This window comes from Nonomuraea sp. NPDC004186 (genome assembly GCF_053603495.1).
The window spans coordinates 13,117-36,484 of the sequence record NZ_JBSGFQ010000116.1; the positions used below are offsets into that span (position 1 = coordinate 13,117).

Consider the following 23,368-nt stretch of genomic DNA (forward strand, 5'->3'; position numbering starts at 1 on the left):
ATCCCCTGTCACAGGGAGTCGGCGAAGGCGGCGATCCAGGCGAGGGATGAGTTCCAGTTGATCGCCACCTCGTTGGTGGACCAGGAGCCGATGTCGTCGATGTAGCACTTGGCCGGTGCGCAGCCGGCGAGGTTGCGCTGGGCGACCGGGTCCTGGAGACCGGAATTGGGGCCTCCGGCCAGGGAGCCGGGGGCGGGGTTGGGCAGGCTCGGGTCGATCTGGTGGGCCCAGAATCGGTGGTGCTGGTTGTGGCTGGCCCGCTCGCCGTACCCGGTGACGTAGGACTGGTTGAGCGCGTTGCGCCCGAGCAGGTAGTCCATCGACTCCAGGACCGCTTGGCGGTAGCGGCGGTCGTGGGTGAGGTCGTAGGCCGTCGCCATGATCACTGCGCTGTTGGTCGTGGCGCTGGTCGAGCCCCAGACGTACGTGCCGTCGGCCGGAAGGTAGGGGTTGGCGTACCCCTGGGCGTTCATGTCGTGCACGTAGCCGTCGGCCACGGACAGCACCCGCTTGCGCGCCGCGGCGAACATGGCGGAGGGGAAGCGGCCGGGCAACCGGGCGACGGTCAGGTCGGCCAGCGCGCCGGTCGACTGCCAGGAGAAGCCGTCCGCGGTCAGTTTCGTGGTGACGAAGGGCAGGTAGGAGCGCTTGCCGGTGGTCGCGTACAGCTCGGCGGCGGCCCAGGAGAACTCGTCGGAGACGTCGGTGTCGTCGTAGGCGCCCCCGCCCTCGCCTCCCGGTGGTGCGAAGAGGTCGGGATGCGCGCGGGCCGCACGCCAGGCGGTCTCGGCGGCCTCAAGGCAACGCCGGGCGAACGCGCGGTCCCATGCCTTCCAGATCCGGGCGCACTGGGCGCCGGCGGCGGCGAGGTTGAGCGTCGCGGCGGTGGAGGGCGGATAGAGGTAGCGCGGCTGTGCGTCCAGATGCGGGATCGTCGGGTGCCCGGTCCACGCGGCGTCGTGCACCTTGTGGTGGACCAGGCCGCTGCCGGGCACCTGCATGCGGAGCAGGAACTCCATCTCCCAGCGGGCCTCGTCGAGCACGTCCGGGACGCCGTTGCCGGCCTCGGGGATGCGCAGCAGGCCGTCGCGTGTCCCCTCCCGGTCGCCCTGCCCGCGCGAGCGCTCGTAGAGATCCATCAGCTGCCAGGCGGCCAGAGCGCCGTTCACGACGTATTTGCCGTGGTCTCCGGCGTCGTACCAGCCTCCGCGCACGTCCAGCGTGTGGTCGCAGGTGCCGGGCAGGCACGGGACGCGGGTGTCCCCCTGGTTCGGTGCGACGCCGAGGTGCCCGGCGGGCCTGGCGTAGGCGTCGCCGACGTACTCGGCCTCGATCGGGATGCCGCTGCGGTTGTGGTAGAAGTACGCCAGCGCGTCCCTGCGCAGCCCGTCGTACACGTCGTCGCCGATCTCGAACGGCAGGCTGACCTGGTCGCCGACCGCGAGCGTGTAGCCGGTGCCCGCCTTGCGGACCGACGAGAAGTCGGCCACGTGCACCTGGTCGCCGGACATCGCGTCGGCGCCGTGCACCCGGGTGCGGCCCTGGGCCACGGCGGCGCCGCTCGGGTCGAGCAGGCGCCAGTCCAGCGGCTCAGTTCCGGGGTTGACGATCGTGGCGCGCTTGGGGCCCGAGATCGCGTAGCCGTGCTGGTTGACCCGCACCGGCGAGCCCAGGTCCCGGCCGCCACCGGGTGGGAGCACCCCGCCGACCAGGGAGATCTCGTCCAGGCAGAGCGTGTACGGCTCCGTCGCGCCGCCCATCTGGAAGGTCACCTGTCCGTGCGCGTCCGAGACGTTCGACGTCGCGGTGTACTCGAACGTCCGCGGCGTGGCCGTCAGCTCGGGCCGCCGGTCCAGAGGCGTGGTGTACGGCGGGCCGGCGAGCTGGACGGTGGTGCGGATGGTGACGTCCCGGCTGGCGGAGGCGGTGAAGCGGAGCGTGTACGGCTGGCCGTCCTCCAGCGGGACGTCGTTCTGGCCGATCATCGAGTCCCACGGGTTCGTCGTGCCGGCGGGGACGTCGGCGCACAGCCGGCCCGATTCGATGCGTGACGGGGTGTTCTGGCCGCTCCACCAAGGGTCTTTGCCGGCGTCGAAGCCGCCGTTGAGTAACCGTTCGTAGGAGTCGGCGTGCGCGGGGGTCGCGAGGCCGGCGAGGAGGAGGACACAGGCTGCGGACAGCCTGAGTATGGCGGACATACCGGGACCTTTCAGGTCGCTGGACAGATCGTCCCCGGCACACCGCGGCGTCAGTGCCGGATCTTCCGCCACGGCGTAACAAGCTGTCAACCGTTTCGCGGAGATTGATCCTTGTTCTCTCCGCCCTCTTCTCAGCCGTGCGACAATCCCCTAACATCGGCTGGGAGCGCTCCCAATAATGCACGGATTTCGCACAGGAACACCGGCACAATCCGCGGCGTCAACGCAGGTAGTCGAGTGTATCAAGCGGATCAGTCCCCACTGGAACCGCTCCCGGAAGCAGGGAGATATGACATGACGACAAGGCTGGCGCGGCCGCTGCTTGCCGCCACCCTCACCGGCCTGCTCGCGGCGTGCGGCACCGGCGCACAGACGCCGGACACCGCGACCCAGGGAAAGATCACCCTGGTGGTCAAGACCTTCAGCGAGTTCGGCTACGAGGAGCTCTACAAGCAGTACGAGGCCGCTCATCCCGGGATAACGATCAAGCAGGAGAACATCGCCCAGCTGGGCGACTACCTGCCCAAGCTGCAGCAGTGGATGGCCTCGGGCAGCGGAGCCGGAGACGTGGTCGCGCTGGAGGAGGGCATCCTCATCCAGTTCATGGCCAAGCCCGAGCAGTTCGTGAACCTTCTCGACCACGGAGCCGGGTCGCTGAAGGCCGACTTCCTGGAATGGAAGTGGAAGCAGGCGCTCACGAACGACGGCTCCAAACTCGTCGGGCTCGGCACCGACGTCGGCGCGCAGGGCATGTGCTACCGGACGGACCTGTTCGCCAAGGCCGGGCTGCCCACCGACCGCGAGAAGGTCGGCGAGCTCTGGCCGACCTGGGACGCCTACCTCGCCACCGGGCAGAAATTCGCTCAGGCCAAGACGGGAGCGCACTTCTTCGACTCGGCCGGCGGCATCTATCAGAACATCCTGATGCAGCAGGGCGACCACACCTACTACGACACCTCCAACAACCTGGTGATCGACACCAATCCCGGGGTGAAGGCGGCCTGGGACCAGACGGTCAAGATGATCCAGGGCGGGCTGTCGGCGAACCTCGCGCAGTGGAGCCCGCAGTGGAACGCCGGGTTCAAGAAGGGCACGTTCGCCACCATCCCGTGCCCGTCCTGGATGCTCGGCGTCATCAAGGAGCAGGCCGGGCCGGAGAACACCGGCAAGTGGGACGTGGCGCGCGTGCCAGGCGACGGAGCCGTTCGCGGCGGCTCGTTCCTGGCGGTGCCGACGCAGAGCAAGCACCAGAAGGAAGCGGCCGAACTGGTGAAATTCCTCACCAGCCCGAAGGGCCAGATCGCGGCGTTCAAGGCCAAGAGCAACTTCCCCTCGTCACCGCAGGCCATCGACGACCCGGCGGTGCAGAGCTTCGTCAACGACTACTTCAACAACGCCCCCGTCGGGAAGATCTTCGGATCGAGCGCGAAGGCGCTCAAGCCCGTCTACCTGGGGCCGAACAACAACCCGGTCGGTGACCGCGTCGGCAACGCGCTGATGGCCGTCGAGCAGGGCAAGCTCCAGCCGGCCGAGGCGTGGACCAAGGCCGTCGAGGACGCCAAGCGTGCTGCTAAGTAGCAAGGTGCCATCCGCCGCGCACGCGAGGTCGCGGGCGGGGCTGCTGTCCCGCCTCGACCTGCTGGGCTCGCCCTACCTCTTCGTGGCGCCGTTCTTCGTGATCTTCGGGGTCTTCGGGCTCTTCCCGCTGCTGTACACCGCGTGGGTCTCGCTGCACGACTGGGACCTGGCGGGGGACGCGGGGTTCGTCGGGCTGGCGAACTACGCGGATCTGTTCGCCGACCCCGACTTCTGGAACGCGGTCGTCAACACGCTCGGCATGTTCGTGCTGGCCACGGTCCCGCAGCTGCTCCTGGCACTGGTCGTGGCGAGCCTGCTCAACCAGCGGCTGCGCGCGCTGACGTTCTTCCGGATGGGGGTGCTCGCGCCGATCGTCACCTCGGTGGCGGCGGTGGGCATCGTCTTCAGCCAGATCTTCGACCGCGACGCCGGCATGGCCAACGGCCTGCTCGCCCTGCTGGGCGTGGACCCGGTGGACTGGCGGGCGGACAAGTGGTCGTCCTGGCTGGCGATCTCGGTCATGGTCGACTGGCGATGGACCGGCTACAACGCGCTGATCTTCCTGGCCGCGATGCAGTCGGTGCCGCGCGACGTGTACGAGGCGGCGGCCATCGACGGCGCCTCCAAGGTCAGGCAGTTCTGGGGCATCACGGTGCCGCTGATTCGGCCGGCGATCCTGTTCACCGTGATCATCTCGACCATCGGCGGCATGCAGCTGTTCACCGAGCCGCTCATCTTCGGCCAGGGCGGCTACGCCATCTCCGGGGGCAGCCTGCGGCAGTTCCAGACCGTGGCCATGTACATGTTCGAGAAGGCCTTCAAGGACTTCGACTACGGCTACGGCTCGGCGGTCGCCTGGATGATCTTCCTGCTCATCGTGGTCTTCGCCCTGGTCAACTTCCTGGTCACGCGGAGAGCGAGATAGCCGTGCGAAACTCCGGCCCCCTGGTCTACCTGACCCTGCTGGCGGCGATCGCGCTGTCGGTCTTCCCGCTCTACTGGCTGTTCGTCGTGGCCACCAGGGCCAACGACGTCGTTGGCGACTGGCCGCCGCCGCTCACCCCGGGCGGCAACCTGGGCGAGAACGTCACGCGGCTCTTCGCGGCCGAGGACGCCAATTTCCTGCTGGGGATGGTCAACTCCGCGATCGCCTCCGGCACCGTGACCGTGTCGGTGGTGTTCTTCTGCTCGCTGGCCGGCTTCGCGTTCGCCAAGCTGCGCTTCCGCGGCAGGAACGCGCTGCTGCTCGTCATCCTGGCCACGATGATGATCCCGGTCCAGATGGGCATCATCCCGCTCTACATGATCATGGTGGAGCTCGGCTGGCAGAACCGGCTGCAGGCGGTCATCATGCCGTTCCTGGTCTCGGCGTTCGGCGTCTTCCTGATGCGGCAGTACGCCGAGCGGGCCGTCCCCGACGAGCTGGTCGAGGCGGCGCGGGTGGACGGCTGCTCGACCTTCGGCATCTTCTGGAAGGTCGTGCTGCCGGCCCTGCGGCCGGGCGCCTCCGTGCTGGGGTTGTTCACCTTCATGGGCACCTGGAACGACTTCCTGTGGCCGCTGGCCGTTCTGGAGGCCGACAACCCGACCGTCCAGTTCTCGCTGAGCCAGCTGTCCAGCACTTACTACACGGACTACACGCTCATGTTCTCCGGAACGCTGATCGCCACGCTGCCGCTGCTGGCCGTGTTCCTCGTATTCGGCCGCCAGATCATCGGCGGCATCATGGAAGGAGCCGTCAAGGCGTGAACACGTTCGATCCTGGCTTTCTCTGGGGGGCCGCCACCTCGAGCTACCAGATCGAGGGGGCGGCCGCCGAGGACGGACGCGAGCCCTCGATCTGGGATGTCTTCTCCGCGCAGCCCGGCAACGTGCGCGAGGGCCACACCGGCGACGTCGCCTGCGACCACTACCACCGCTACCCCGACGACGTCGCCCTCATGGCCGAGCTCGGCCTGCGCGCCTACCGCTTCTCCGTGGCCTGGCCGCGGGTGCAGCCGCTCGGATCCGGGGCCGTCAACCAGCGCGGCCTGGACTTCTACCGGCGTCTCGTGGACGAGCTGCTGGGGCGCGGGATCGAGCCGTGGCCGACGCTGTACCACTGGGACCTGCCCCAGCCGCTGGAGGACGCCGGCGGCTGGCCCGTGCGGGAGACGGCCCTGCGCTTCGCCGACTACGCCGCCGCCGTACACGACGCGCTGGCCGACAGGGTGACGCACTGGACCACGCTCAACGAGCCCTGGTGCTCGGCCTACCTCGGGTACGCCACCGGAGAGCACGCGCCCGGCCGGCGCGAGCCTGCCGCCGCCATCCGTGCCGTGCACCACCTGCTGCTCGGTCACGGCCTGGCCGCGAGCGCCATGAGCGGCTCGCGGGTCGGCATCACGCTGAACCCCACCCAGGTCAGCCCCGCGACCGGTTCGGCCGAAGACCTGGAGGCCGCGCGCCGCATCGACGGCGTGGCCAACCGGATCTTCCTGGACCCGCTGTACCGGGCCGCGTACCCGGCGGACGTCATCGCCGACCTCGCCGCCGTGACCGGCTTCGAGCACGTCCAGGACGGCGACCTCAAGACGATCGCCGCGCCGCTGGACTTCCTCGGCGTCAACTACTACACCCCGGCCATCGTCTCGGGCATCGTCTCTGGCGACGGTCCCGCCGACCCGCCGGACAAGCCGACCCCGTACGTCGGATCGGAGACGGTGCGGTTCGTGGACGGCGGGCGGCCGCGGACCGCCATGGGTTGGGAGATCGACGAGAGCGGGCTGTCCGACCTGCTCCTGCGGCTCGCCCGCGACTACCCCGTGACCGCCCTCTACGTCACCGAGAACGGGGCGGCCTACGACGAGGAGGCGCACGACGCCGACCGGATCGCCTACCTTGACGGCCACCTGCGCGCCTGCCATGACGCCGTCGCGCAGGGAGTGCCGCTGCGCGGCTATTTCGCCTGGTCCCTGCTGGACAACTTCGAGTGGGCACACGGGTACTGCCAGCGCTTCGGCCTGGTCCACGTCGACTTCGCCACGCAGCGCCGTACCCCCAAGGACAGCGCGCGCTGGTACGCCGAGGTGATCAGGCGCGGTGGGCTGTGAGGCCCACGATCGAGCAGGTGGCCGCACACGCGGGGGTCGGCCGGAGCACGGTCTCCCGCGTGGTCAACGGCTCCTCCAAGGTGGGCCCGAAGACCAGGCTCGCCGTGCAGAAGGCCATCGAGGAGTTGCGCTACACCCCCAACCGGGCCGCGCGCTCGCTGGTCACCCGGCGCACCGACACGGTCGCGCTGGTCATCTCCGAGTCTCCCGAGCGGGTGTTCAGCGACCCGTTCTTCGCGGGAGCGGTACGCGGCATCGCGGCGCAGCTCACGACGTCCGGCAAGCAGTTGCTGATCACCATGGCCCGGTCGGGCAGCGAGCGGCCGGCCTTGGAGGCCTATCTCGGGGGCGGCCACGTGGACGGGGTCCTGCTGCTCTCGCTGCATCACGAGGATCCACTCCCTGCCCGCCTGGGGGAGCTCGGCGTCCCGGCGGTGGTGGGTGGCAGGCCGCTCGATCCCGCTCTCGCCGCCCATGTCGTGGACGTGGACAACCAGGCCGGAGCGTACCTGGCGGTACGGCACCTGATCGAGCGGGGACGGCACCGGATCGCGACCATCACGGGGCCCATGGACATGCTCGTCAGCGTCCACCGGCTGGGAGGCTACCGCGACGGCCTGATCGCCTCCGGGCTCGAGGAGAGTCCCGATCTCGTGGCGGGCGGGGACTTCAGCGAGCAGAGCGGCGCCGAAGCCACGCGGGAGCTGCTGGCCCGCAGGCCCGACCTTGACGCGGTGTTCGCCGCCTCCGACCTGATGGCCCTGGGCTCGCTGCGGGTGCTGCGCGAGGCAGGCCGCGCCGATGTGGCCGTCGTGGGCTTCGACGACTCGCCGTTCGCCGAGCAGGCCGGGCTCACCTCGGTCCATCAGCCGGTCGAGGACATGGGGCGGGAGATGGTCCGCCTGCTGCTCATGCTGATCGACGGCGGGACGCCGAGCCGATCCGTCCTCGTCCTCACCCCACACCTCGCGATAAGGGAGACTTCATGAAATTTCGCCATCTAGGGCGCAGCGGGCTCATGGTCAGCGAGATCGCCTACGGCAACTGGCTGACCGAGGACACCGTCGAACCCTGTGTGCACGCCGCCCTCGACGCCGGGATCACCACGTTCGACACCGCCGACGCCTATGCCGAGACCCGCGCCGAGGAGGCGCTCGGCCAGGCGCTGCGGGGCGTCCGCCGCGATTCGGTGGAGATCCTCACCAAGATCTACTGGCCCACCGGCACCGGCCCCAACGACCGCGGGCTGTCCCGCAAGCACATCATGCGCTCGATCGACGGCTCCCTGCGCCGCCTCGGCACCGACTACGTGGATCTCTACCAGGCGCACCGCTACGACTACGCCACCCCTCTGGAGGAGACCCTGCGGGCCTTCGACGACCTGGTGCGAAGCGGCAAGGTCCTGTACGTCGGCGTCTCCGACTGGACGGCGGAGCAGATCGCCGACGCGCTGCGGATCGCCGACGACCTGGGCCTGGACCGGATCGTGTCCAACCAGCCGCAGTACAACCTGCTCCGCAGGGTCATCGAACCGGAGATCCTCCCGCTGTGCGCCAAGGAGGGTGTCGGCCAGCTCGTCTACCAGCCGATGGCCCAGGGTGTGCTGGCCGGGCGCTACTCCCCCGGCCAGGCGCCGCCCGCCGAGGCGCGCAGGGAGTTCGTGGGCCGTCTGCTCACCGACGACGTCCTGACGCGGGTGGAGCGGCTCCGCCCGATCGCGGCGGACCTCGGGCTGACCATGGCGCAACTGGCGATCGCCTGGGTGTTGCGCGGCCCCGGGGTCTCGGCCGCGATCGTCGGCGGCTCGCGGCCCGAGCAGGTGCGCGACAGTGCGGCGGCGTCCGGGGTGCCCCTCGCGGACGACGTGCTCGGTACGATCGACGAGATCCTGGACGATGTGGTGGAACGAGTGGCCGACGGGCCGTTCAGCCCGCTCACCAGGCCCTGATCAAAATTGGGAGCGCTCACAGACTGGAAGCCTGGTACGCTCCGCATGACCAGCAGGTACATACTTGGGAGCGCTCCTAAAGATGACGGATCGGCAGCCGACGCTGGACGAGGTGGCCAGGCGGGCGGGAGTGTCCAGGGGCACGGTGTCCCGGGTGATCAACAACGCCCCGCATGTCAGCCGGGCCGCTCGGCAGGCCGTGGAACGAGCCATCAAGGATCTGGGCTACGTGCCCAACGTCGCCGCCCGCTCGCTGGCCACCCAGCGCAGTGGCGCGGTCGTGCTGGCGGTCTCCAGCGACGACCAGGCCCTGTTCACCAACCCCTTCTTCGCCGAGGTCATCGTCGGGGTGAACGCCGTCATGGAGGAAACCGACCTTGAGCTGCTGCTGATCCTGGCCGCCTCCGAGCGCGGCCGCAACCGCCTGGCCCGTGTCCTGCAGTCACGCAGGGCCGACGGTGTCATGCTGCTGGCCCTGCGGGAGAACGACCCCCTGGCGAAGGTGGCCGCCGAGGGCGGCGTCCCCGTGGTCTACGGCGGACGCTCCCTCGGCGGGTCCAACGACTGGTACGTGGACGCCGACAACCGCGACGGCGCTCGCCAGGCGGCCGAATACCTGATCTCCACCGGCCGCACCCGGATCGCGACCATCACCGGGTCGCTCGACATGCACGTCGGCGTCTCCCGCTACCTGGGCTTCCGCGACGCGCTGGCGCTGGCCGGACTCGGAGACGAGCGGGTCGCGCACGGCGACTTCACCGAGGCGAGCGGAGCCGCTGCCATGGCTCACCTCCTGAAAGAGCACCCGGATCTCGACGCCGTGCTGATCGCCTCCGACGAGATGGCCGCGGGCGCGCTCGGCGTGCTGAAGGAGCACGGCCGGGCCGTGCCCGATGAGATCGCGGTCGTGGGGTTCGACGACGTGGTGACCGCCCGGCACACCCATCCCGCCCTGACCACGGTGCGCCAGCCCATCAAGGCCCTCGGCCGCGAGATGACCCGCATGCTGCTCGCCCTGATCCGCGGCGAGGAGCCCACCCCGCTCATCCTCCCCACCGAACTGGTCATCCGCGAATCGGCCTGAGCTGCCTGCTCACCGTGAATGCGCCGGGGTGCGCCGTCGGTAGACGACGTAGGGGCGCCACAGGTAGGCGATGGGCGCCGACCAGACGTGGACGAGTCTGGTGAACGGCCAGATCGCGGCGAGCAGCCAGGCGGACAGCGCGTGAAGTCGGAAGATCAGTGGTACTCCGGCCATCAGACCGGGGTCGGGGTGGAGGGTCAGGATTCCGCGGAACCAGACGGCGATGGTGGCGCGGTAGTCGTAGCCGCCGCCGAGCAGGTTCTTGCCCACGGTCGCGCTCATGCCGAGCAGGATGACCACCGTGAGGACCGCGAACAGGACCTTGTCGGCCCGGGTCGTGGTACGGCGTACCCGCGGGCTGGTGAGCCAGCGGGCCAGCAGCAGCCCCAGACCCGCGACCACCATCAGCCCGGCCACGGTTCCGGCGCTCACCGAGACCAGGTGGTAGAGGTGCTCGTCGACGCCGGTCGCCGCGGTCCAGCTCTTGGGGATGAGCAGGCCGAGCACGTGGCCGCCGATGGCGGCGAACGCGCCGAGGTGGAACAGCGGCGAGCCGAGCCTCAGCAGCCGGCTCTCCAGTAATTGGGTGGTACGGGTGGTCCAGCCGAACTGGTCGACGCGCCAGCGCCAGACATGCCCGACGACGAAGATCGTCAGGGCGATGTAGGGGATGACGACCCAGAGCGCGACGTTCACGGCCGCGCCTCCATCTCGTTGAGCGGCGGGCCGAACGGGGCCAACCCGACCTCCTCGACGGGCGGTCCGGCCAGCGCGAGGTCGGCGACGGCAGAGCGCTCGGCCGCCGACAGGCCGGGCAGCATCGCGCACGGCGCGTCCAGGACGAGCGCATACGGTGAGCCGCTGTCGTGCAGCGCGGTCCGGATGAGTTCGAGGCCCTTGCGGTGCCGGCGCAGCGGCGCCTCGCCCGCGGCAGGGCCGGCCAAGGCGGCGAACTCGCAGAAGACCGGCAGGAAGTCGGGCAGCTCGCCTTCCGGTGGGGTCAGTCCGGCGAGCCGGTAGCGCTGCTTGAGGGTGAGCAGGGCCATGCCGCGGCGGCGGGTGTCGCCGTGCAGGTAGTAGGTGAGGTAGAGGCTGGACTTGCGGCGCAGGTCGAACGTCTCGACGTAGTGGCGGGCCAGCCCCATGGGCCGCCGGTCGCGGAACCACCACAGGAACTGCTCCAACGCCTGGCGCGGGTGGCCGGTCGGGTGGAACTCGCCCATGCCCGGCCCGCCGTCGCCGTCGAGGCTGCATCCGTCCGCCTGGGCGGCCAGGGCGGCGGCGTCCTCGCGGTGCGCGGTGGGTACGACGTAGCGCTCGTCGTACTTGGCGATGGCCAGCAGCCGGTACATCCGCTCCATGTCGGCCGCCGTCATCCCCACGGCGTCCAGCAGGTCTGTGGCCACGGTGCCGTCGACGGTGCGGGCCCGCATGTACGCGCGCATGGCCGACAGTTTCATCAGCACCCCGGCCACGACCTCGGTGTCCCCGGCCGAGAACAGGCTCGCCAGGTATTCCAGCGGGATACGCAGGTCGGTAACGGCGTGGAAGACGTTGTCCGGGTCGTCGGCGTCGGCGCCCGCCCCTGTCACGGCGTCGAGCACCGGCGACAGCGGCGCAGACCATGGGCAGCGTGCGGTATTCCGGGTGCAGCGGCAGCGCCACCCGGTAGCGCATGGCCAGCCGGTAGATCGGCGAGCGCCGCGCGGCCTCGATCCAGTCCTCGCTGGTCAGCTCGTCACCTGCCCGCACGGTGGTGTGCAGCAGCGTGGACACCGCGGCCGGAGTCTCCTCCCGGCGGGCGACCACCCGCCGCTGCCGCCACGTAACGCCGTTGCGGGCGCCGGCCTCGGCGTTCTCGGAGATGGCACCGAACAGGTACGTGTGCACGGTCGGAGCTCCGAGCTCGGTCGTTCACGGCAGGGAGACTGACTCGACAACCTCGGACAGCGGGCGGCGGACCGCGACTTTGGCGTCGAACGTGATGCCGAGCCGCATGATCATCTGCGGGTACTCTCCGAAGCAGAGCTCTTGGCGCAGGAACTCCCGCAGATGCCGCATCTCCAGCGCCTGGGTGTGGAAGGCAGCGCTCACCCCGGATGCGCCGGCGTGCAGCAGGACCCGTTGGAGGGCCTGTCCCGCGGCGATCCATTCCCGGCGGCTGTCGCCGGGGGTGGTGAGCAGAGCCACGACTCCGGTGGAGGTCGACGCGGCTTGGCCGGCCGTCGTGCCCCAGTCATGCCGCCAGGCGTAGTCGCGTTGCGCGAAGGGCGGATGGGTGTTCGCGGGCTCGGCGGGGTAGGCGCCGGCGGGCACCCCGTCGGTGCGGGCGCTGCCCGGCGGGCGGGCCCAGCGGATGACCTCGAGGAGGAGCAGCCGGTTCTGCGACTGCACGTTCTGGGCGGCGTCGGTCAGCGAGGCGACGACCCGTACGGCTTCCGGCTTGCGCACTGGCGTCAGCCGGGCTCCTTCGGCGGCCGCCTGCTGGACCAGCGCCTCCACCAGCCGATCCGGGACGGGCAGATCGGTGAAGGCCGCCCGATGGGTCCGGCGCTGCTCGATCTCGGCGTTCAGTGCCGCGGTGTGCTCGTCAGGAGTACTGCTCCCGCCCAGCCGCACCGTGGCCAGCAGCGCGAGCCGATCCGGGTCGGGCAGCACCCGCACCACGGGCTCGTACCCGTGGCAGCGCAGCACCGTGGTGAGGTTGAACAGCGCAGCCCCGCAACTGATCAGCTGCTGCCTGCCTTCGGGGTCGCTGAAGCGTAGTTTCCTGTTGGCGTCGGCGCGTACGCTGATCCCCTCGCCGGAGACGGCGAACGTCCACGGCTGGGTGTTGTGCACGGACGGGGCCCAGGCGGCGGCCTTCAGCGCCGCGTGGATGGCGAGGGCGTTCTCCTGTGTCGTACGGGTGCTCATGGCGATCCACCTCCTACGGGATCCAGCACATCACCGTGCGTCAACCGAGGTCAGGGACGAAGGTCCCGCGTCCGGCGGACCAACGGACACGTCGGACGGTCCGGTCAGGCGGCGGCGGAAGACCCAGTAGGTCCAGGCCTGGTAGGCCAGCACCACAGGGGTGAAGATGACAGCGACCCAGGTCATCACCGTCAGCGTGTACGGCGTGGAGGCGGCGTTGGTCACGGTGAGACTGTTGGCCGGGTCCAGGGCCGGCAGCACGTTCGGCCACAGACCGGTGAACAGCGCGGCCACGACCGCGACCACCGCGAGCGCGCTGGCGGTGAAGGCCCACCCGTCGCGGCCGCGCAACGTCGCGGCCAGGGCGCCGATCAGGCCGAGCGCGACCAGCGTGACGGCGGTCCACCAGACCGGCCTGCCGCCACCGCCCGCGGCCAGCAGGAACGCCATCACCACCAGAATCGTCACCGGGCTCAGGCTCTTGGCCGTACGCGTGGCGCCTCGGCGCAGCTCGCCCGTGGTGCGCAGAGCCAGGAAGATCGCGCCGTGCAGGGTGAAGAGCAACAGTGTGGCCAGCCCTCCGAACAGCGCGAAAGGGTTGAGCAGGGTGAGCAGGGTGCCGGTGTACTCGTGGTCGGCGTCCAGGGGAACGCCGCGCACGATGTTGGCGAAGGCAACGCCCCACAGGAAGGCCGGGCCGAGCGAGCCCCAGAAGAAGGTCCGGTCCCAGCCGCGCGTGCTGTCGGATTTGCTGCGGTACTCCAGTGCCACCCCGCGCGCGATCAGGGCCAGCAGGATGAGGAACAGCGGCAGGTAGAAGCCGCTGAACAGGGTTGCGTACCACTCGGGGAACGCGGCGAACGTGGCCCCGCCCGCCACCAGCAGCCACACCTCGTTGCCGTCCCACACCGGGCCGATCGTCTTGACGATGATGCGCCGCTCCGCCTCGCCTCGGCCCAGGACCGGCAGCAGGATGCCGACCCCGAAATCGAAGCCCTCCAGCACGAAGTAACCGGTCCACAGCACCGCGATCAGCACGAACCAGACAGTGGTCAGTTCCATGGCGCAATCCCTCAGTAGCTCAGGGCGGGCAGGGCGGCTTCGGACTCGGCCTGCTCGTGCGGCCCGATCCGGATGAACTTCAGCAGAAGCCGCACCTCGATGATGGCCAGCACGGCATAGACGAGGGTGAAGCCGGCCAGCGTGATGGCGACCGAGACGACGTCGGCACCCGGAGAGACCGCCGCGGCGGTCCGCATCAGACCGAAGACGGTCCACGGTTGGCGGCCCATCTCAGTGAAGATCCAGCCCATGGAGTTGGCCAGGAACGGCAGGCCGATCCCGGCGATGGCCAGGCGGTAGGCCCAGCGGCCCGCAGGCAGCCGGCCGCGCCGGGTCAGCCAGAGTCCGGCCAGCGCGAGCAGGGCAGCCAGCGCGCCGAAGCCGATCATCAGCCGGAACGACCAGTACGTCAGCCCGACGACCGGCCGGTAGTCGCCCGGGCCATAGACCGCCTGATAGCGGGCCTGGATGTCGTTGATGCCCTCGACCTTGCCGTGCAGGGTGCTGGTGGACAGCAGGCTCAGTCCGTACGGGATCTGCAGGTTGATGTGGTTGCGGCCGTGCTCGACATCACCTACGGCGAACAGCGAGAAGCCCGCCGAGCTCTCGTCCTCCCACAGGGCCTCGGCGGCGGCCATCTTCATCGGCTGCTGCTCGGTCATGATCTGCGCCTGCCAGTGACCGGAGAACGACACCCCGATTGCGGAGACGAGGCTGACCACCAGGGCCAGCCGGGCGGAGGTGCGGAAGAGATCGATGTCCCTCTTGCGGAGCAGAAACCAGGCGCTGATGCCGAGCACGAACGCGGCGGCTGTCAGGAACGCGCCAAAGATGACGTGGGGAAAGGTGACGAGCGTGGTGGAGTTGGTGAGCACGGCCCAGATGTCGGTCAGCTCGGCCCGGCCGTTGTTGATTCGGTAGCCGACCGGGTGCTGCATCCACGAGTTCGCCGCGAGGATGAAATAGGCCGAAATATTAGTACCGATCGCCGCGAGCCAGATCGTGGCCAGATGAAGCTTCGGCGATAGTCTGTCCCAGCCGAAGATCCACAGTCCGAGGAACGTGGACTCCAGGAAGAACGCCATCAGCCCTTCCATGGCCAGCGGCGCGCCGAACACGTCGCCGACGAAGCGTGAGTAGTCACTCCAGTTCATCCCGAACTGGAACTCCTGCACGATCCCCGTCACCACGCCCATGGCGAAGTTGATGAGGAACAGCCGCCCCCAGAACCGGGTCAGCCGCAGATACTCCGGCTTCTTCGTCCGATACCAGGCCGTCTGCAACCCGGCCACGATGATCGACAGCCCGATCGTGAGCGGCACGAACAGGAAGTGGTACACGGTCGTGATGCCGAACTGCCAGCGGGAGAGATCGAGCACATCCATGCGGCCAGATTGGAGGACGGCCGTTCCGCCGCGTAGGGCCGAGCGGCTCTGCCCGGGAGGGACCTTGGTCCCACGCGTGCCGCTCGTCCCACCGCGCGTCCTGCACCGGTTCGCGGGCTTCCGTCCTGACGATCTGGGCCGAATGGGCTCCTCAAGATCGGTCCCAGATCAGCGGAGGCTCGAGCCGGTCGTCCCGTTCCCAGACGAGGCTCTCGCGAACGCCGACGACACCGCCGAGTCCTTTGGCCATGTGCACGGCCGGCGCCTCGGTGCGCGTCGAGGTACAGCCGGACAGCGTCACGATGCCGTCCTGCACCTGCACCACGATCCCGGTGTGGTCGTTCCACCGAGCCTGCTCGGGGATGGCCTCCTCGACCCAGCTCTTGAGCTCCGCGTCGTCCCGTACGTATGCCTTGAGCAGGTCTCGCCTGCTCACGACGCCCATCAGCCGCCCCTCCGCGTCCACCACGACCAAGCGCTTGACGTCGTGCTCGTCCATGAGCCGGGCGGCGGTCACGGTGGACACGTCCGGCGCGACCGTCATCGCCGGCGCCGACATCAGCTCGGCCGCCGTGGCGGCGTCGGCCTTCTCCTGACCGTGCTCACCGCGCCCGGCCAGCCTGCGGCGCAACCGGGCACGCAGCCGGGGCCGATAGTCCTCCCCGTAGTACTGCTCCCGGAACTCCTCCTTACGCAGCAGATCCGCCTCCGACACCACGCCGGCGACCCGCCCGTCGTCCTCCAGCACGGGCACGGCACTGACCCCACGCCGCACGAGCAACTCGGCGACGTCCTTGAACGGCGTGTCGGGTTTCACCGAGGCCACATGCGTGGTCATCACGTCTCTCACGCTGATCCGCACCATCGGATGCTTCCCTTCCTCTGAACGTCCATGGCACCATCGCGCCGAAGGCGACCTGTAGGGCCGGAAGTCCCCCATGCCAACGCTTTGGTCAGGGTGCTTTCCGCGGCAGGACCCAGCTGGACTTCCGTGAGGGCCGAACAGCCTCGGAAGACAGGTCCAAAGTCCCTCCCGGGAGGTGACCTGTGGCCGTGACAGCAGGTCCGGCTTCGGATCTACTGTTCGGTCATGTCCGATGAGCGCCACCTGATCGGCCGCCTGCCTGGCAGGTGGTCGGTGGCGTCCATGACGGGCCTGCACCCTGACGGGCGGCGGGTCACACTTGTGAAAGCCCATCCCCAGACCCGCCGCCCGTTCGCCCGCAGGCACAGGTCGCCGGCTTCGCGACTCCCATGACCGGCTTCCACGTCCGACGGGTCTTCGACGAGCGCCGTCCCGTGGCCTGATCCGCTCATGACGGCCCTCAGCCGCACTTGCGCGGTTCGCACCCACCAGAGGCGATCGCCTCCAGGCCACTCGCCGCCCGGATGGTCTTCCCCGGGTGGCCCCTCCGGCTGACCAGAGTGTCCAGGTTGCGCTGCCTGTGACGGCGCAACCTGGAGTCTGCGGTGTCGCCACGACCTGTCACGGTCAGCGGGCGTTGGCTTGCTGAGCCTTGCGATGACCAGCCACCGAGCGGATCACGGTCACCGTCAGAGCCAGCGGGAGCGCGGCGGTGACGGCCAGCAGACCCAGGCCGAGGCCGTAGGAACCGAGCCGTCCGTAGATGAAGCCCATCACCAGCGGGGGTACGACGCCGCCGAGGCCGCCGGCGGCGCCGACCAGGCCGGTCACGGTGCCGACCTTGTCCGAAGGTGCGACCTGGGCGACGAGAGCCAAGGTGGCGCCGCTGCCCGCGCCGAGCGCGGCGGCCATGGAGAGGAAGGCGACCGTGCCGAGCGGCACCAGTCCCGGTGTGAGCGCCTGCACCCCTGCCATGACGGCGATGAGGACGAATGCCCCGGTCAGCACAGGAATGGGGCCGATGCGGTCCGACAGCCAGCCGCCGAGTGGCCGGGCCAGGACTGCCAGCGCCACGAACCCGGCCATGCGGTTGGCGGCGTCGGCCTGTTCGAGCCCGTAGCCGGTCTGCAGGTAGGCGGGCAGGTAGACGGAGAAGGCGACATAGCCGCCGAAGGCGACCGCGTACAACACGCACGCCTGCCAAGTGATCGACAACTTCACCGTGGCCGCCATGCGTGCCATCAGGGGCTGGGTCACGACGGCGCGGCCGGGGGCGTCCCGCAGCACCAGCCAGGCCACGACGGCATAGGCGGCGAGAACCGTGGCGGTGATCAGGAAAGGGGCGGCCGCGCCGCCGGTTCTCACCAGGGGGACGGTGGTCAGCGCGCTGATCGCGGTGCCTCCCATCCCAGCCCCGAAGACGCCCACCGCCAGGCCGCGCCGCCGCGGCGGGAACCAGGCGTTGACGAACGGCACGCCGACGGCGAAGACGGTCCCGCCGATGCCGAGGAAGAACCCGCCGACCAGCAGCGCCTGCTGCCCGGCCGACAACCCGAGCAGCTCCTTGAAACGCGGCCCTAACGGGCTGAGCAGCGCCCACGCCCAGAAGTCACCGCGAAGCCCACGGTCGCCAGGCCGAGCATCAAAGCGGGCCTGCGGCCGGTCGGTGCGTTCGTCATGCCGCGGCGCCCGCCTCGCGCAGCCGAGCCAGGTTGCCCGCCGGCCTCCGGGCGCTCGGTCATACCCGCGCTCCCAGCAGGATGTGGGCGACCACATCGGCGGCCGAGTGGTCATCCGGGAGGTCGTCGAGGAAGGCCGCGTCCTGGCCGAGCGTGAGCAGTGGGGGCTCGTCGTATCCGTCGGCGCGGTGCTGCCCAAGGCCGATGGAGGCGAGCAGGCCGTTGCACAGGCAGCGCCGGTCGGCCGCCTCCTCCGCAGGGCGCCCCTTACGCACGTAGGTGTCCACTGGCTCGGCCGGGCAGCGGTAGCCGATCGAGCCGTCCGCCTTCTGGTACGGCGTGCGCAGGTAGCCCAGGTCGCACAGCCGCGGGCGCGCCTCGTACACCTCCTGCTCCGACAGCGTCCCCGCCACGGCGGCGACCTTGAACGGGAACCCGGTGGGCGAGGCACGCGGGTCGTTGCGTACCTGAAGGGCGCCGCTCGCGGCCTGCTCGCGCAGGCGTCTGCGCAGGCCGGGGTCGAGGCCGGACTCCCGGCACAACGCGAAGGCCGACCCCACCTGGACCCCCTCCGCGCCTGCCTTCCAGGCCCGCTCGAGCCCACCGGGCGTGCCGTATCCGCCCGCCAGCCAGAACGGCAGCCCGAGCGCGGCGACCTTGCCCAGGTCGACCTCGTCGCGCGGCCCGTACACCGGCTCCCCCGCCGGGTCGAGCGTCATCCGGCCACGCGGCGGCGCACTGTGCCCGCCCGCCGCCGGAGTCTCGATCACGAATCCCTCCGGCCTGGTCACCGGGGAGCGGGCCAGGTAGGCGGCCAGCACGTGCGACGACACGACCGCCAGCAATCTGGGCCGCGGCAGCGGCGTCAGGTGGTGGCCGAGCAGCTGTACCGGATCGATCCCGATCGTGTGTCCGTCGCCACCCGCCACAGCCACCGAGATCCGCGCGGGACGGTGCTCGGCCAGGTCGTCGAGCAGCCGCGGGATCTCCGCAGGGATGCCGGCGCCAACCAGCACGTAGTCGGCGCCGGCCAGCATCGCGCCGTAAACGGCGGCCGGGGTGGCGAGCTGGATCTTCTCCAGGTAGTTCACCCCGACGGGCCCGTCGTGGCCCTCCTTGGCGAGAAAGACCTCGGCGAAGTTGGCCACCACGGCCAATTCGTCCCGGGCGCGGTTCGCCCGCAGCCCAAGTCGGGGCACGGGCCGGTACGGCACCTTTCGGCCGGTGCCGCCGGGCACGAAATAGCGGCTGAGCACCCGCTCGGCGATCCCGGGCACAGGAAAGCAGGCCAGCGCGCGGCGCAGGTGGCCGCCCGGGTCGCCGCGCTGCAGTCTTCTGGCCAGAGTGACGTCCAGCGCCGTGCCCGACACCACACCCAATTGCCCGGTCGCGGCGACCGCCCGGGCCAGCCGCCAGCCGGACACGCCCACGCCCATCCCGCCCTGGATCAGGACGGGCCGCACCGGCTCAGCCACGCCGGGCCTCCCGCGTGCGCCTGACGGCCGGCAGCCGGTCGAGGTCGGCGTACAGGTCCATGGTCGCGTCGTCGACACGGCGAAAGCGCCACGGTTGGGTGTTGCGCACTGGGTGCGCCGCGGCGGCGGCGTGGACCGGCCTGCGCACGCCGGCTCGCGTGGCGAAGGGCTTCTTCCCGTCCTCGGGCTGCGGGACGGCGTAGAGCGCGGCGCCGGTTCCGGTCATAGGGGCATTCCCAGCGCAGAGGTAAGAACGGACATGGACCCAAGATCCCGCGTTGCGCCGTGTTCACGGCAGGGACCAAAGTCCTTCAGAGCGCGTCCGATGGACCGTTGCCGCCAAGACACCTGTTGACCGTCGCCGGCTGCGTGGGGATCCGGAACCATGTCGCCCGGCGAGGTCGGGACCAAGGTCCCTAGGCCGGTTCCGACCGATCCGAGATATTCGGACCTATGACACCCATGCAGAAGATCGATGCGTACTGGCGTGCCGCGAACTATTTATCCGTGGGCCAGATTTACCTCCTCGACAACCCGCTGCTGACCGAGCCGCTGCGGCCCGAGCACGTGAAGCCGCGCCTCCTCGGCCATTGGGGCACCACGCCGGGGCTGAACTTCTGCTTCGCCCACCTCAACCGGATCATCGCCGAACGCGGCCAGGACATGATCTACATCGCCGGCCCCGGCCACGGCGGCCCGGCGGCGGTCGCCCACGCGTGGCTGGAAGGCACCTACAGCGAGAAATATCCAGACATCTCACAGGACGCCGCCGGTATGCGGCGGCTGTTCCGCCAGTTCTCCTTCCCGGGCGGCATCCCCAGCCATGTCGCGCCCGAGACGCCCGGCTCCATCCACGAGGGCGGCGAGCTCGGCTATTCACTCGCGCACGCCTTCGGTGCGGCCTTCGACAACCCGCGCCTCGTGGTCGCCTGCGTCGTCGGCGACGGCGAGGCCGAGACGGGCCCGCTTGCCGCGAGCTGGCACTCCAACAAGCTGCTCGACCCCTACCGTGACGGGGTGGTGCTGCCCATCCTGCACCTGAACGGCTACAAGATCGCCAACCCCACCGTGCTCGCCCGTATCCCCGGGGAAGAGCTGGTCAAACTCATGGAGGGGTACGGCTACCGCCCGCACCTCGTCGGCCCAGAGCACGAGGAGATGGCGCGGACCCTGGATGAGGTGTTCGACCGGATCGCCGCCTACAAGGACGGCCGCGCGGACCGCCTCCCCATGATCATCCTAAGGACGCCGAAGGGCTGGACGGGACCGCGCGAGGTCGACGGGCTGCCGGTGGAGGGCACCTGGCGAGCCCACCAGGTGCCGCTGTCCGGCGTCCGCGACAACCCCGAACACCTGGCCATGCTGGAGGCGTGGATGCGCTCCTACCGGCCGGAAGAGCTGTTCGACGCCGACGGCAGGCCGCTGCCCGCGCTGCTGCAGACGGTGCCCGAAGGGCCGCTGCGGATGAGCGCCAGCCCGCACGCCAACGGCGGCGAGCTGCTGAAGCCGCTGCGGCAGCCGGACTTCCGCGACTACGCCGTGGAGGTCAAATCACCCGCGCAGCAGACCAGCGAACCCACCCGAGTGCTCGGCCAATTCCTCCGCGACGTGATCGCCGCCAACCCGCACAACTTCCGGCTGATGGGCCCCGACGAGACCGCCTCCAACAGGCTGCAAGCCGTCTTCGACATCACCGACCGCGCGTGGAACGCCGCCATCGAGCCCACTGACGAGCATCTGGCCGCCGGCGGCCGGGTGATGGAGGTCTTGAGCGAGCACCTGTGCCAGGGCTGGCTGGAAGGCTACCTGCTGACCGGCAGGCACGGCCTGTTCAACTGCTACGAGGCATTCATCCACATCATCGACGCCATGTTCAACCAGCACGCCAAATGGCTGCAGGCCTCCAAGCGGATCCCGTGGCGGCGGCCCGTCGCCTCGCTCAACTACCTGCTGTCCTCACACGTGTGGCGGCAGGACCACAACGGCTTCAGCCACCAGGACCCCGGTTTCCTCGACCTGGTCGTCAACAAGAAGGCCGAAGTCGTCCGCGTCTACCTGCCGCCGGACGCCAACACCCTGCTCTCCGTCGGCGACCACTGCCTACGCTCCCGCGACTACATCAACGTGATCGTCGCCGGCAAGCAACCGGTGCTCGACCTGTTCACCATGGACGAGGCCATCGCGCACTGCACCCGCGGGCTGGGCATCCTGCCCTGGGCCTCCACCGACTCCGGCACCGAACCGGACGTCGTGCTGGCCTGCGCCGGCGACGTCCCCACCCTGGAGACCCTCGCCGCCGCCGCGATCCTGCGCGAGCACCTGCCGTCCCTGAAAGTACGGGTCGTCAACGTCGTGGACCTCATGCGGCTGCAGCCCCCGTCGGAGCACCCGCACGGCATGCCGGACGCCGAGTTCGACACCCTCTTCACCACCGACAAGCCGACCATCTTCAACTTCCACGGCTACCCGTGGCTGATCCACCGCCTCACCTATCGCCGTCACGGCCACCGTAACCTCCATGTGCGCGGCTACAAGGAAGAAGGCACCACCACCACGCCCTTCGACATGGCCATGCTCAACGACATCGACCGCTACCACCTCGTCATGGACGTCATCGACCGCGTCCCCGGCCTCGGCACCACCGCCGCGCACCTGCGCCAGCGGATGATCGACGCCCGTCTCCAAGCCCGCGCGTACACCCGCGAGCACGGCGAGGACCCCGTGGAAACAGGCTCGTGGACATGGCCGGCCACATTCTCGTCCTGAACACCGGATCCTCGTCGATCAAGTACGAACTGGTGGACGTCGAGACCCACGAACGTCCGGCCGGCGGCCTGGTCGAACGCATCGGCGAGGAGACCGGGCGGCTCATCCACCGGACCGGGGACAGGCCGCCGTACGTGCGGGAGCGGCCCTTCCCCAGGCATGGCGAGGGGCTGGACGCGATGATGGAGGCGTTCGCCGCGGCGGGGCCCGAACTGGAGCCCGTCGCGGTCGGGCACCGCATCGTCCACGGCGGCACCCGCTTCACCGAGACCGTGCTGATCGACGACGACGTGGTCGCCGCCATCGAGGAACTGGCCCCGCTCGCTCCCCTTCACAACCCGGTCAATCTCACCGGCGTCCGGGTCGCGCGCAAGGCGTTCCCCGAGGTGCCGCAGGTGGCCGTGTTCGACACCGCCTTCCACCGCACCCTGGCGCCCGAGGCCTACACCTACGCCGTGCCTGGGGAGTGGGGCGTGCGGCGCTTCGGCTTCCACGGCACCTCTTGCGCGTACGTCTCCCGCCGCGCCGCCACCTTCCTCCGCCGCGACCTGGCCGACCTCAATCTGATCGTGCTGCACCTGGGCAACGGCGCCAGCGCCACCGCCGTCTCCGGCGGGCGCAGCATCGACACCTCCATGGGCATGACACCCCTGGAGGGGCTGGTCATGGGCACCCGCTCCGGCGATGTCGACCCGGCCCTCACCGGTTACCTCGCCCGCGTGAACGGGCTGGACGCCCAGCAGGTCGAGCACGCGCTCACCCACCACAGCGGCCTGCTCGCCCTGGCCGGCACCGGAGACATGCGCGAAGTACGCGCCCGCGACGACGACACCGCCCGTTTGGCCCTGGACATCTACACCCGCCGCATCCGCAAATACGTCGGCGCTTACTACGCGCTGCTCGGACGGGTGGACGCGATCGTGTTCACCGGCGGCGTGGGCGAACACGACCCCGCCACCCGGGCCGAATCCCTGACCGGGCTCGAACGGCTCGGCATCGCCGTGGACCAGGCACTCAACCAGGCCGACACGGCCGGCGAGCGGCCCGTCTCCACCGCGGGTGCCGAAGTGCCCGTGCTGGTCATCCCCACCGACGAGGAATGGGAGATCGCCCGCCAGGCCCACGCACTCGTTTCGCCGATTGCGGTCCCGCCGGCCGCCCGTCCGTCAGTCCAAGGGGACGTGCCGGCGTAGCCGGGTGCCGCCCTCCTCAGGAGCGTCCAGTTCGCTGGAGTCGTTCGGCAACCCGCGCAAGTTCGCCCGTATCGCCCGCCGGGTCGGCGGGCGCAAGCCGGTGCTGCTGGTCAAGAGCGGCCGCGGC

General features: G+C 70.0%; 20 protein-coding genes. 10 read left to right on the plus strand and 10 right to left on the minus strand.

Annotated features, from left to right (window positions below):
* Positions 1–8 precede the first annotated feature (8 nt).
* Positions 9–2,198, minus strand: a complete 2,190-nt coding sequence (locus ACWEPL_RS53020; protein ID WP_452440965.1) for a glycoside hydrolase family 9 protein — start codon at positions 2,196–2,198, stop codon at positions 9–11.
* Between the two features lie 294 nt (positions 2,199–2,492).
* On the opposite strand from ACWEPL_RS53020, the gene ACWEPL_RS53025 reads away from it, so the two are divergent.
* The 7 genes from ACWEPL_RS53025 (at position 2,493) to ACWEPL_RS53055 (ending at position 9,900) form a co-directional block, all read left to right on the plus strand.
* Positions 2,493–3,776 carry an ABC transporter substrate-binding protein gene (locus ACWEPL_RS53025; protein ID WP_363965125.1) on the plus strand — a complete coding sequence of 428 codons (1,284 nt, stop codon included), beginning with the start codon at positions 2,493–2,495 and terminating at the stop codon, positions 3,774–3,776.
* Positions 3,763–4,701, plus strand: a complete 939-nt coding sequence (locus tag ACWEPL_RS53030; protein WP_452440966.1) for a carbohydrate ABC transporter permease — start codon at positions 3,763–3,765, stop codon at positions 4,699–4,701. The genes ACWEPL_RS53025 and ACWEPL_RS53030 overlap by 14 nt, the downstream gene beginning before the upstream one ends.
* Positions 4,702–4,703: 2 nt before the next feature.
* A complete protein-coding gene (locus tag ACWEPL_RS53035) occupies positions 4,704–5,525 on the plus strand; it encodes a carbohydrate ABC transporter permease (RefSeq protein ID WP_452440967.1) in 822 nt (273 codons plus the stop codon).
* Entirely contained in the window at positions 5,522–6,868 is a 1,347-nt protein-coding gene (locus tag ACWEPL_RS53040) for a GH1 family beta-glucosidase (RefSeq protein ID WP_452440968.1), read from the plus strand. Before ACWEPL_RS53035 ends, ACWEPL_RS53040 begins: the two co-directional genes overlap by 4 nt.
* Positions 6,865–7,857, plus strand: a complete 993-nt coding sequence (locus ACWEPL_RS53045) for a LacI family DNA-binding transcriptional regulator (protein WP_452440969.1) — start codon at positions 6,865–6,867, stop codon at positions 7,855–7,857. Before ACWEPL_RS53040 ends, ACWEPL_RS53045 begins: the two co-directional genes overlap by 4 nt.
* On the plus strand, positions 7,854–8,816 hold the full coding sequence (locus ACWEPL_RS53050) for an aldo/keto reductase family protein (protein WP_363965135.1): 963 nt from the start codon (positions 7,854–7,856) through the stop codon (positions 8,814–8,816). Before ACWEPL_RS53045 ends, ACWEPL_RS53050 begins: the two co-directional genes overlap by 4 nt.
* Positions 8,817–8,898: 82 nt before the next feature.
* Positions 8,899–9,900, plus strand: a complete 1,002-nt coding sequence (locus tag ACWEPL_RS53055) for a LacI family DNA-binding transcriptional regulator (protein WP_363965137.1) — start codon at positions 8,899–8,901, stop codon at positions 9,898–9,900.
* Between the two features lie 9 nt (positions 9,901–9,909).
* On the opposite strand, the gene narI is transcribed toward ACWEPL_RS53055, so the two are convergent.
* From narI to ACWEPL_RS53100, 9 genes are all read right to left on the minus strand, one after another.
* A complete protein-coding gene (gene narI / locus ACWEPL_RS53060; protein WP_452440970.1) occupies positions 9,910–10,596 on the minus strand; it encodes a respiratory nitrate reductase subunit gamma in 687 nt (228 codons plus the stop codon).
* A complete protein-coding gene (gene narJ, locus ACWEPL_RS53065) occupies positions 10,593–11,504 on the minus strand; it encodes a nitrate reductase molybdenum cofactor assembly chaperone (RefSeq protein WP_452440971.1) in 912 nt (303 codons plus the stop codon). The genes narI and narJ overlap by 4 nt, the downstream gene beginning before the upstream one ends.
* 310 nt (positions 11,505–11,814) lie before the next feature.
* Entirely contained in the window at positions 11,815–12,816 is a 1,002-nt protein-coding gene (locus ACWEPL_RS53070; protein WP_452440972.1) for an Acg family FMN-binding oxidoreductase, read from the minus strand.
* Between the two features lie 30 nt (positions 12,817–12,846).
* Positions 12,847–13,878: a cytochrome d ubiquinol oxidase subunit II gene (gene cydB, locus ACWEPL_RS53075; RefSeq protein WP_452440973.1), complete on the minus strand. Its 1,032-nt coding sequence runs from the start codon at positions 13,876–13,878 to the stop codon at positions 12,847–12,849.
* An 11-nt stretch (positions 13,879–13,889) separates the two neighbouring features.
* A complete protein-coding gene (locus ACWEPL_RS53080) occupies positions 13,890–15,263 on the minus strand; it encodes a cytochrome ubiquinol oxidase subunit I (RefSeq protein WP_452440975.1) in 1,374 nt (457 codons plus the stop codon).
* Positions 15,264–15,414: 151 nt separating this feature from the next.
* A complete protein-coding gene (locus tag ACWEPL_RS53085) occupies positions 15,415–16,101 on the minus strand; it encodes a CBS domain-containing protein (RefSeq protein ID WP_452440983.1) in 687 nt (228 codons plus the stop codon).
* 654 nt (positions 16,102–16,755) lie between these two features.
* The gene (locus ACWEPL_RS53090; RefSeq protein WP_452440976.1) at positions 16,756–17,679 is read right to left on the minus strand and encodes an MFS transporter; all 924 of its coding nucleotides are present in this window, start codon (positions 17,677–17,679) and stop codon (positions 16,756–16,758) included.
* Between the two features lie 187 nt (positions 17,680–17,866).
* On the minus strand, positions 17,867–19,282 hold the full coding sequence (locus ACWEPL_RS53095) for a nitronate monooxygenase (protein WP_452440978.1): 1,416 nt from the start codon (positions 19,280–19,282) through the stop codon (positions 17,867–17,869).
* Complete coding sequence (locus tag ACWEPL_RS53100; RefSeq protein WP_363965155.1) at positions 19,275–19,508, minus strand: hypothetical protein; 234 nt, start codon at positions 19,506–19,508, stop codon at positions 19,275–19,277. Before ACWEPL_RS53100 ends, ACWEPL_RS53095 begins: the two co-directional genes overlap by 8 nt.
* Positions 19,509–19,735: 227 nt before the next feature.
* On the opposite strand from ACWEPL_RS53100, the gene ACWEPL_RS53105 reads away from it, so the two are divergent.
* The 3 genes from ACWEPL_RS53105 to ACWEPL_RS53115 form a co-directional block, all read left to right on the plus strand.
* Entirely contained in the window at positions 19,736–22,048 is a 2,313-nt protein-coding gene (locus tag ACWEPL_RS53105; protein WP_452440979.1) for a phosphoketolase family protein, read from the plus strand.
* Positions 22,024–23,241, plus strand: a complete 1,218-nt coding sequence (locus ACWEPL_RS53110; protein WP_452440980.1) for an acetate/propionate family kinase — start codon at positions 22,024–22,026, stop codon at positions 23,239–23,241. The genes ACWEPL_RS53105 and ACWEPL_RS53110 overlap by 25 nt, the downstream gene beginning before the upstream one ends.
* A gap of 4 nt (positions 23,242–23,245) precedes the next feature.
* Positions 23,246–23,368, plus strand: a 123-nt coding sequence (locus ACWEPL_RS53115) for a hypothetical protein (protein WP_452440984.1), incomplete at its 3' end; no start/stop codon positions are given.

What these genes read in the sequence shown, in the direction of transcription:
- ACWEPL_RS53020 (WP_452440965.1), bottom strand. Translation starts at nt 2,198, where the DNA reads ATGTCCGCCATACTCAGGCTGTCCGCAGCCTGTGTCCTCCTCCTCGCC.
- ACWEPL_RS53025 (WP_363965125.1), top strand. Translation starts at nt 2,493, where the DNA reads ATGACGACAAGGCTGGCGCGGCCGCTGCTTGCCGCCACCCTCACCGGC.
- ACWEPL_RS53050 (WP_363965135.1), top strand. Translation starts at nt 7,854, where the DNA reads ATGAAATTTCGCCATCTAGGGCGCAGCGGGCTCATGGTCAGCGAGATC.
- ACWEPL_RS53055 (WP_363965137.1), top strand. Translation starts at nt 8,899, where the DNA reads ATGACGGATCGGCAGCCGACGCTGGACGAGGTGGCCAGGCGGGCGGGA.
- ACWEPL_RS53070 (WP_452440972.1), bottom strand. Translation starts at nt 12,816, where the DNA reads ATGAGCACCCGTACGACACAGGAGAACGCCCTCGCCATCCACGCGGCG.
- cydB (WP_452440973.1), bottom strand. Translation starts at nt 13,878, where the DNA reads ATGGAACTGACCACTGTCTGGTTCGTGCTGATCGCGGTGCTGTGGACC.
- ACWEPL_RS53080 (WP_452440975.1), bottom strand. Translation starts at nt 15,263, where the DNA reads ATGGATGTGCTCGATCTCTCCCGCTGGCAGTTCGGCATCACGACCGTG.
- ACWEPL_RS53085 (WP_452440983.1), bottom strand. Translation starts at nt 16,101, where the DNA reads ATGACCACGCATGTGGCCTCGGTGAAACCCGACACGCCGTTCAAGGAC.
- ACWEPL_RS53100 (WP_363965155.1), bottom strand. Translation starts at nt 19,508, where the DNA reads ATGACCGGAACCGGCGCCGCGCTCTACGCCGTCCCGCAGCCCGAGGAC.
- ACWEPL_RS53105 (WP_452440979.1), top strand. Translation starts at nt 19,736, where the DNA reads ATGACACCCATGCAGAAGATCGATGCGTACTGGCGTGCCGCGAACTAT.
- ACWEPL_RS53110 (WP_452440980.1), top strand. Translation starts at nt 22,024, where the DNA reads ATGGCCGGCCACATTCTCGTCCTGAACACCGGATCCTCGTCGATCAAG.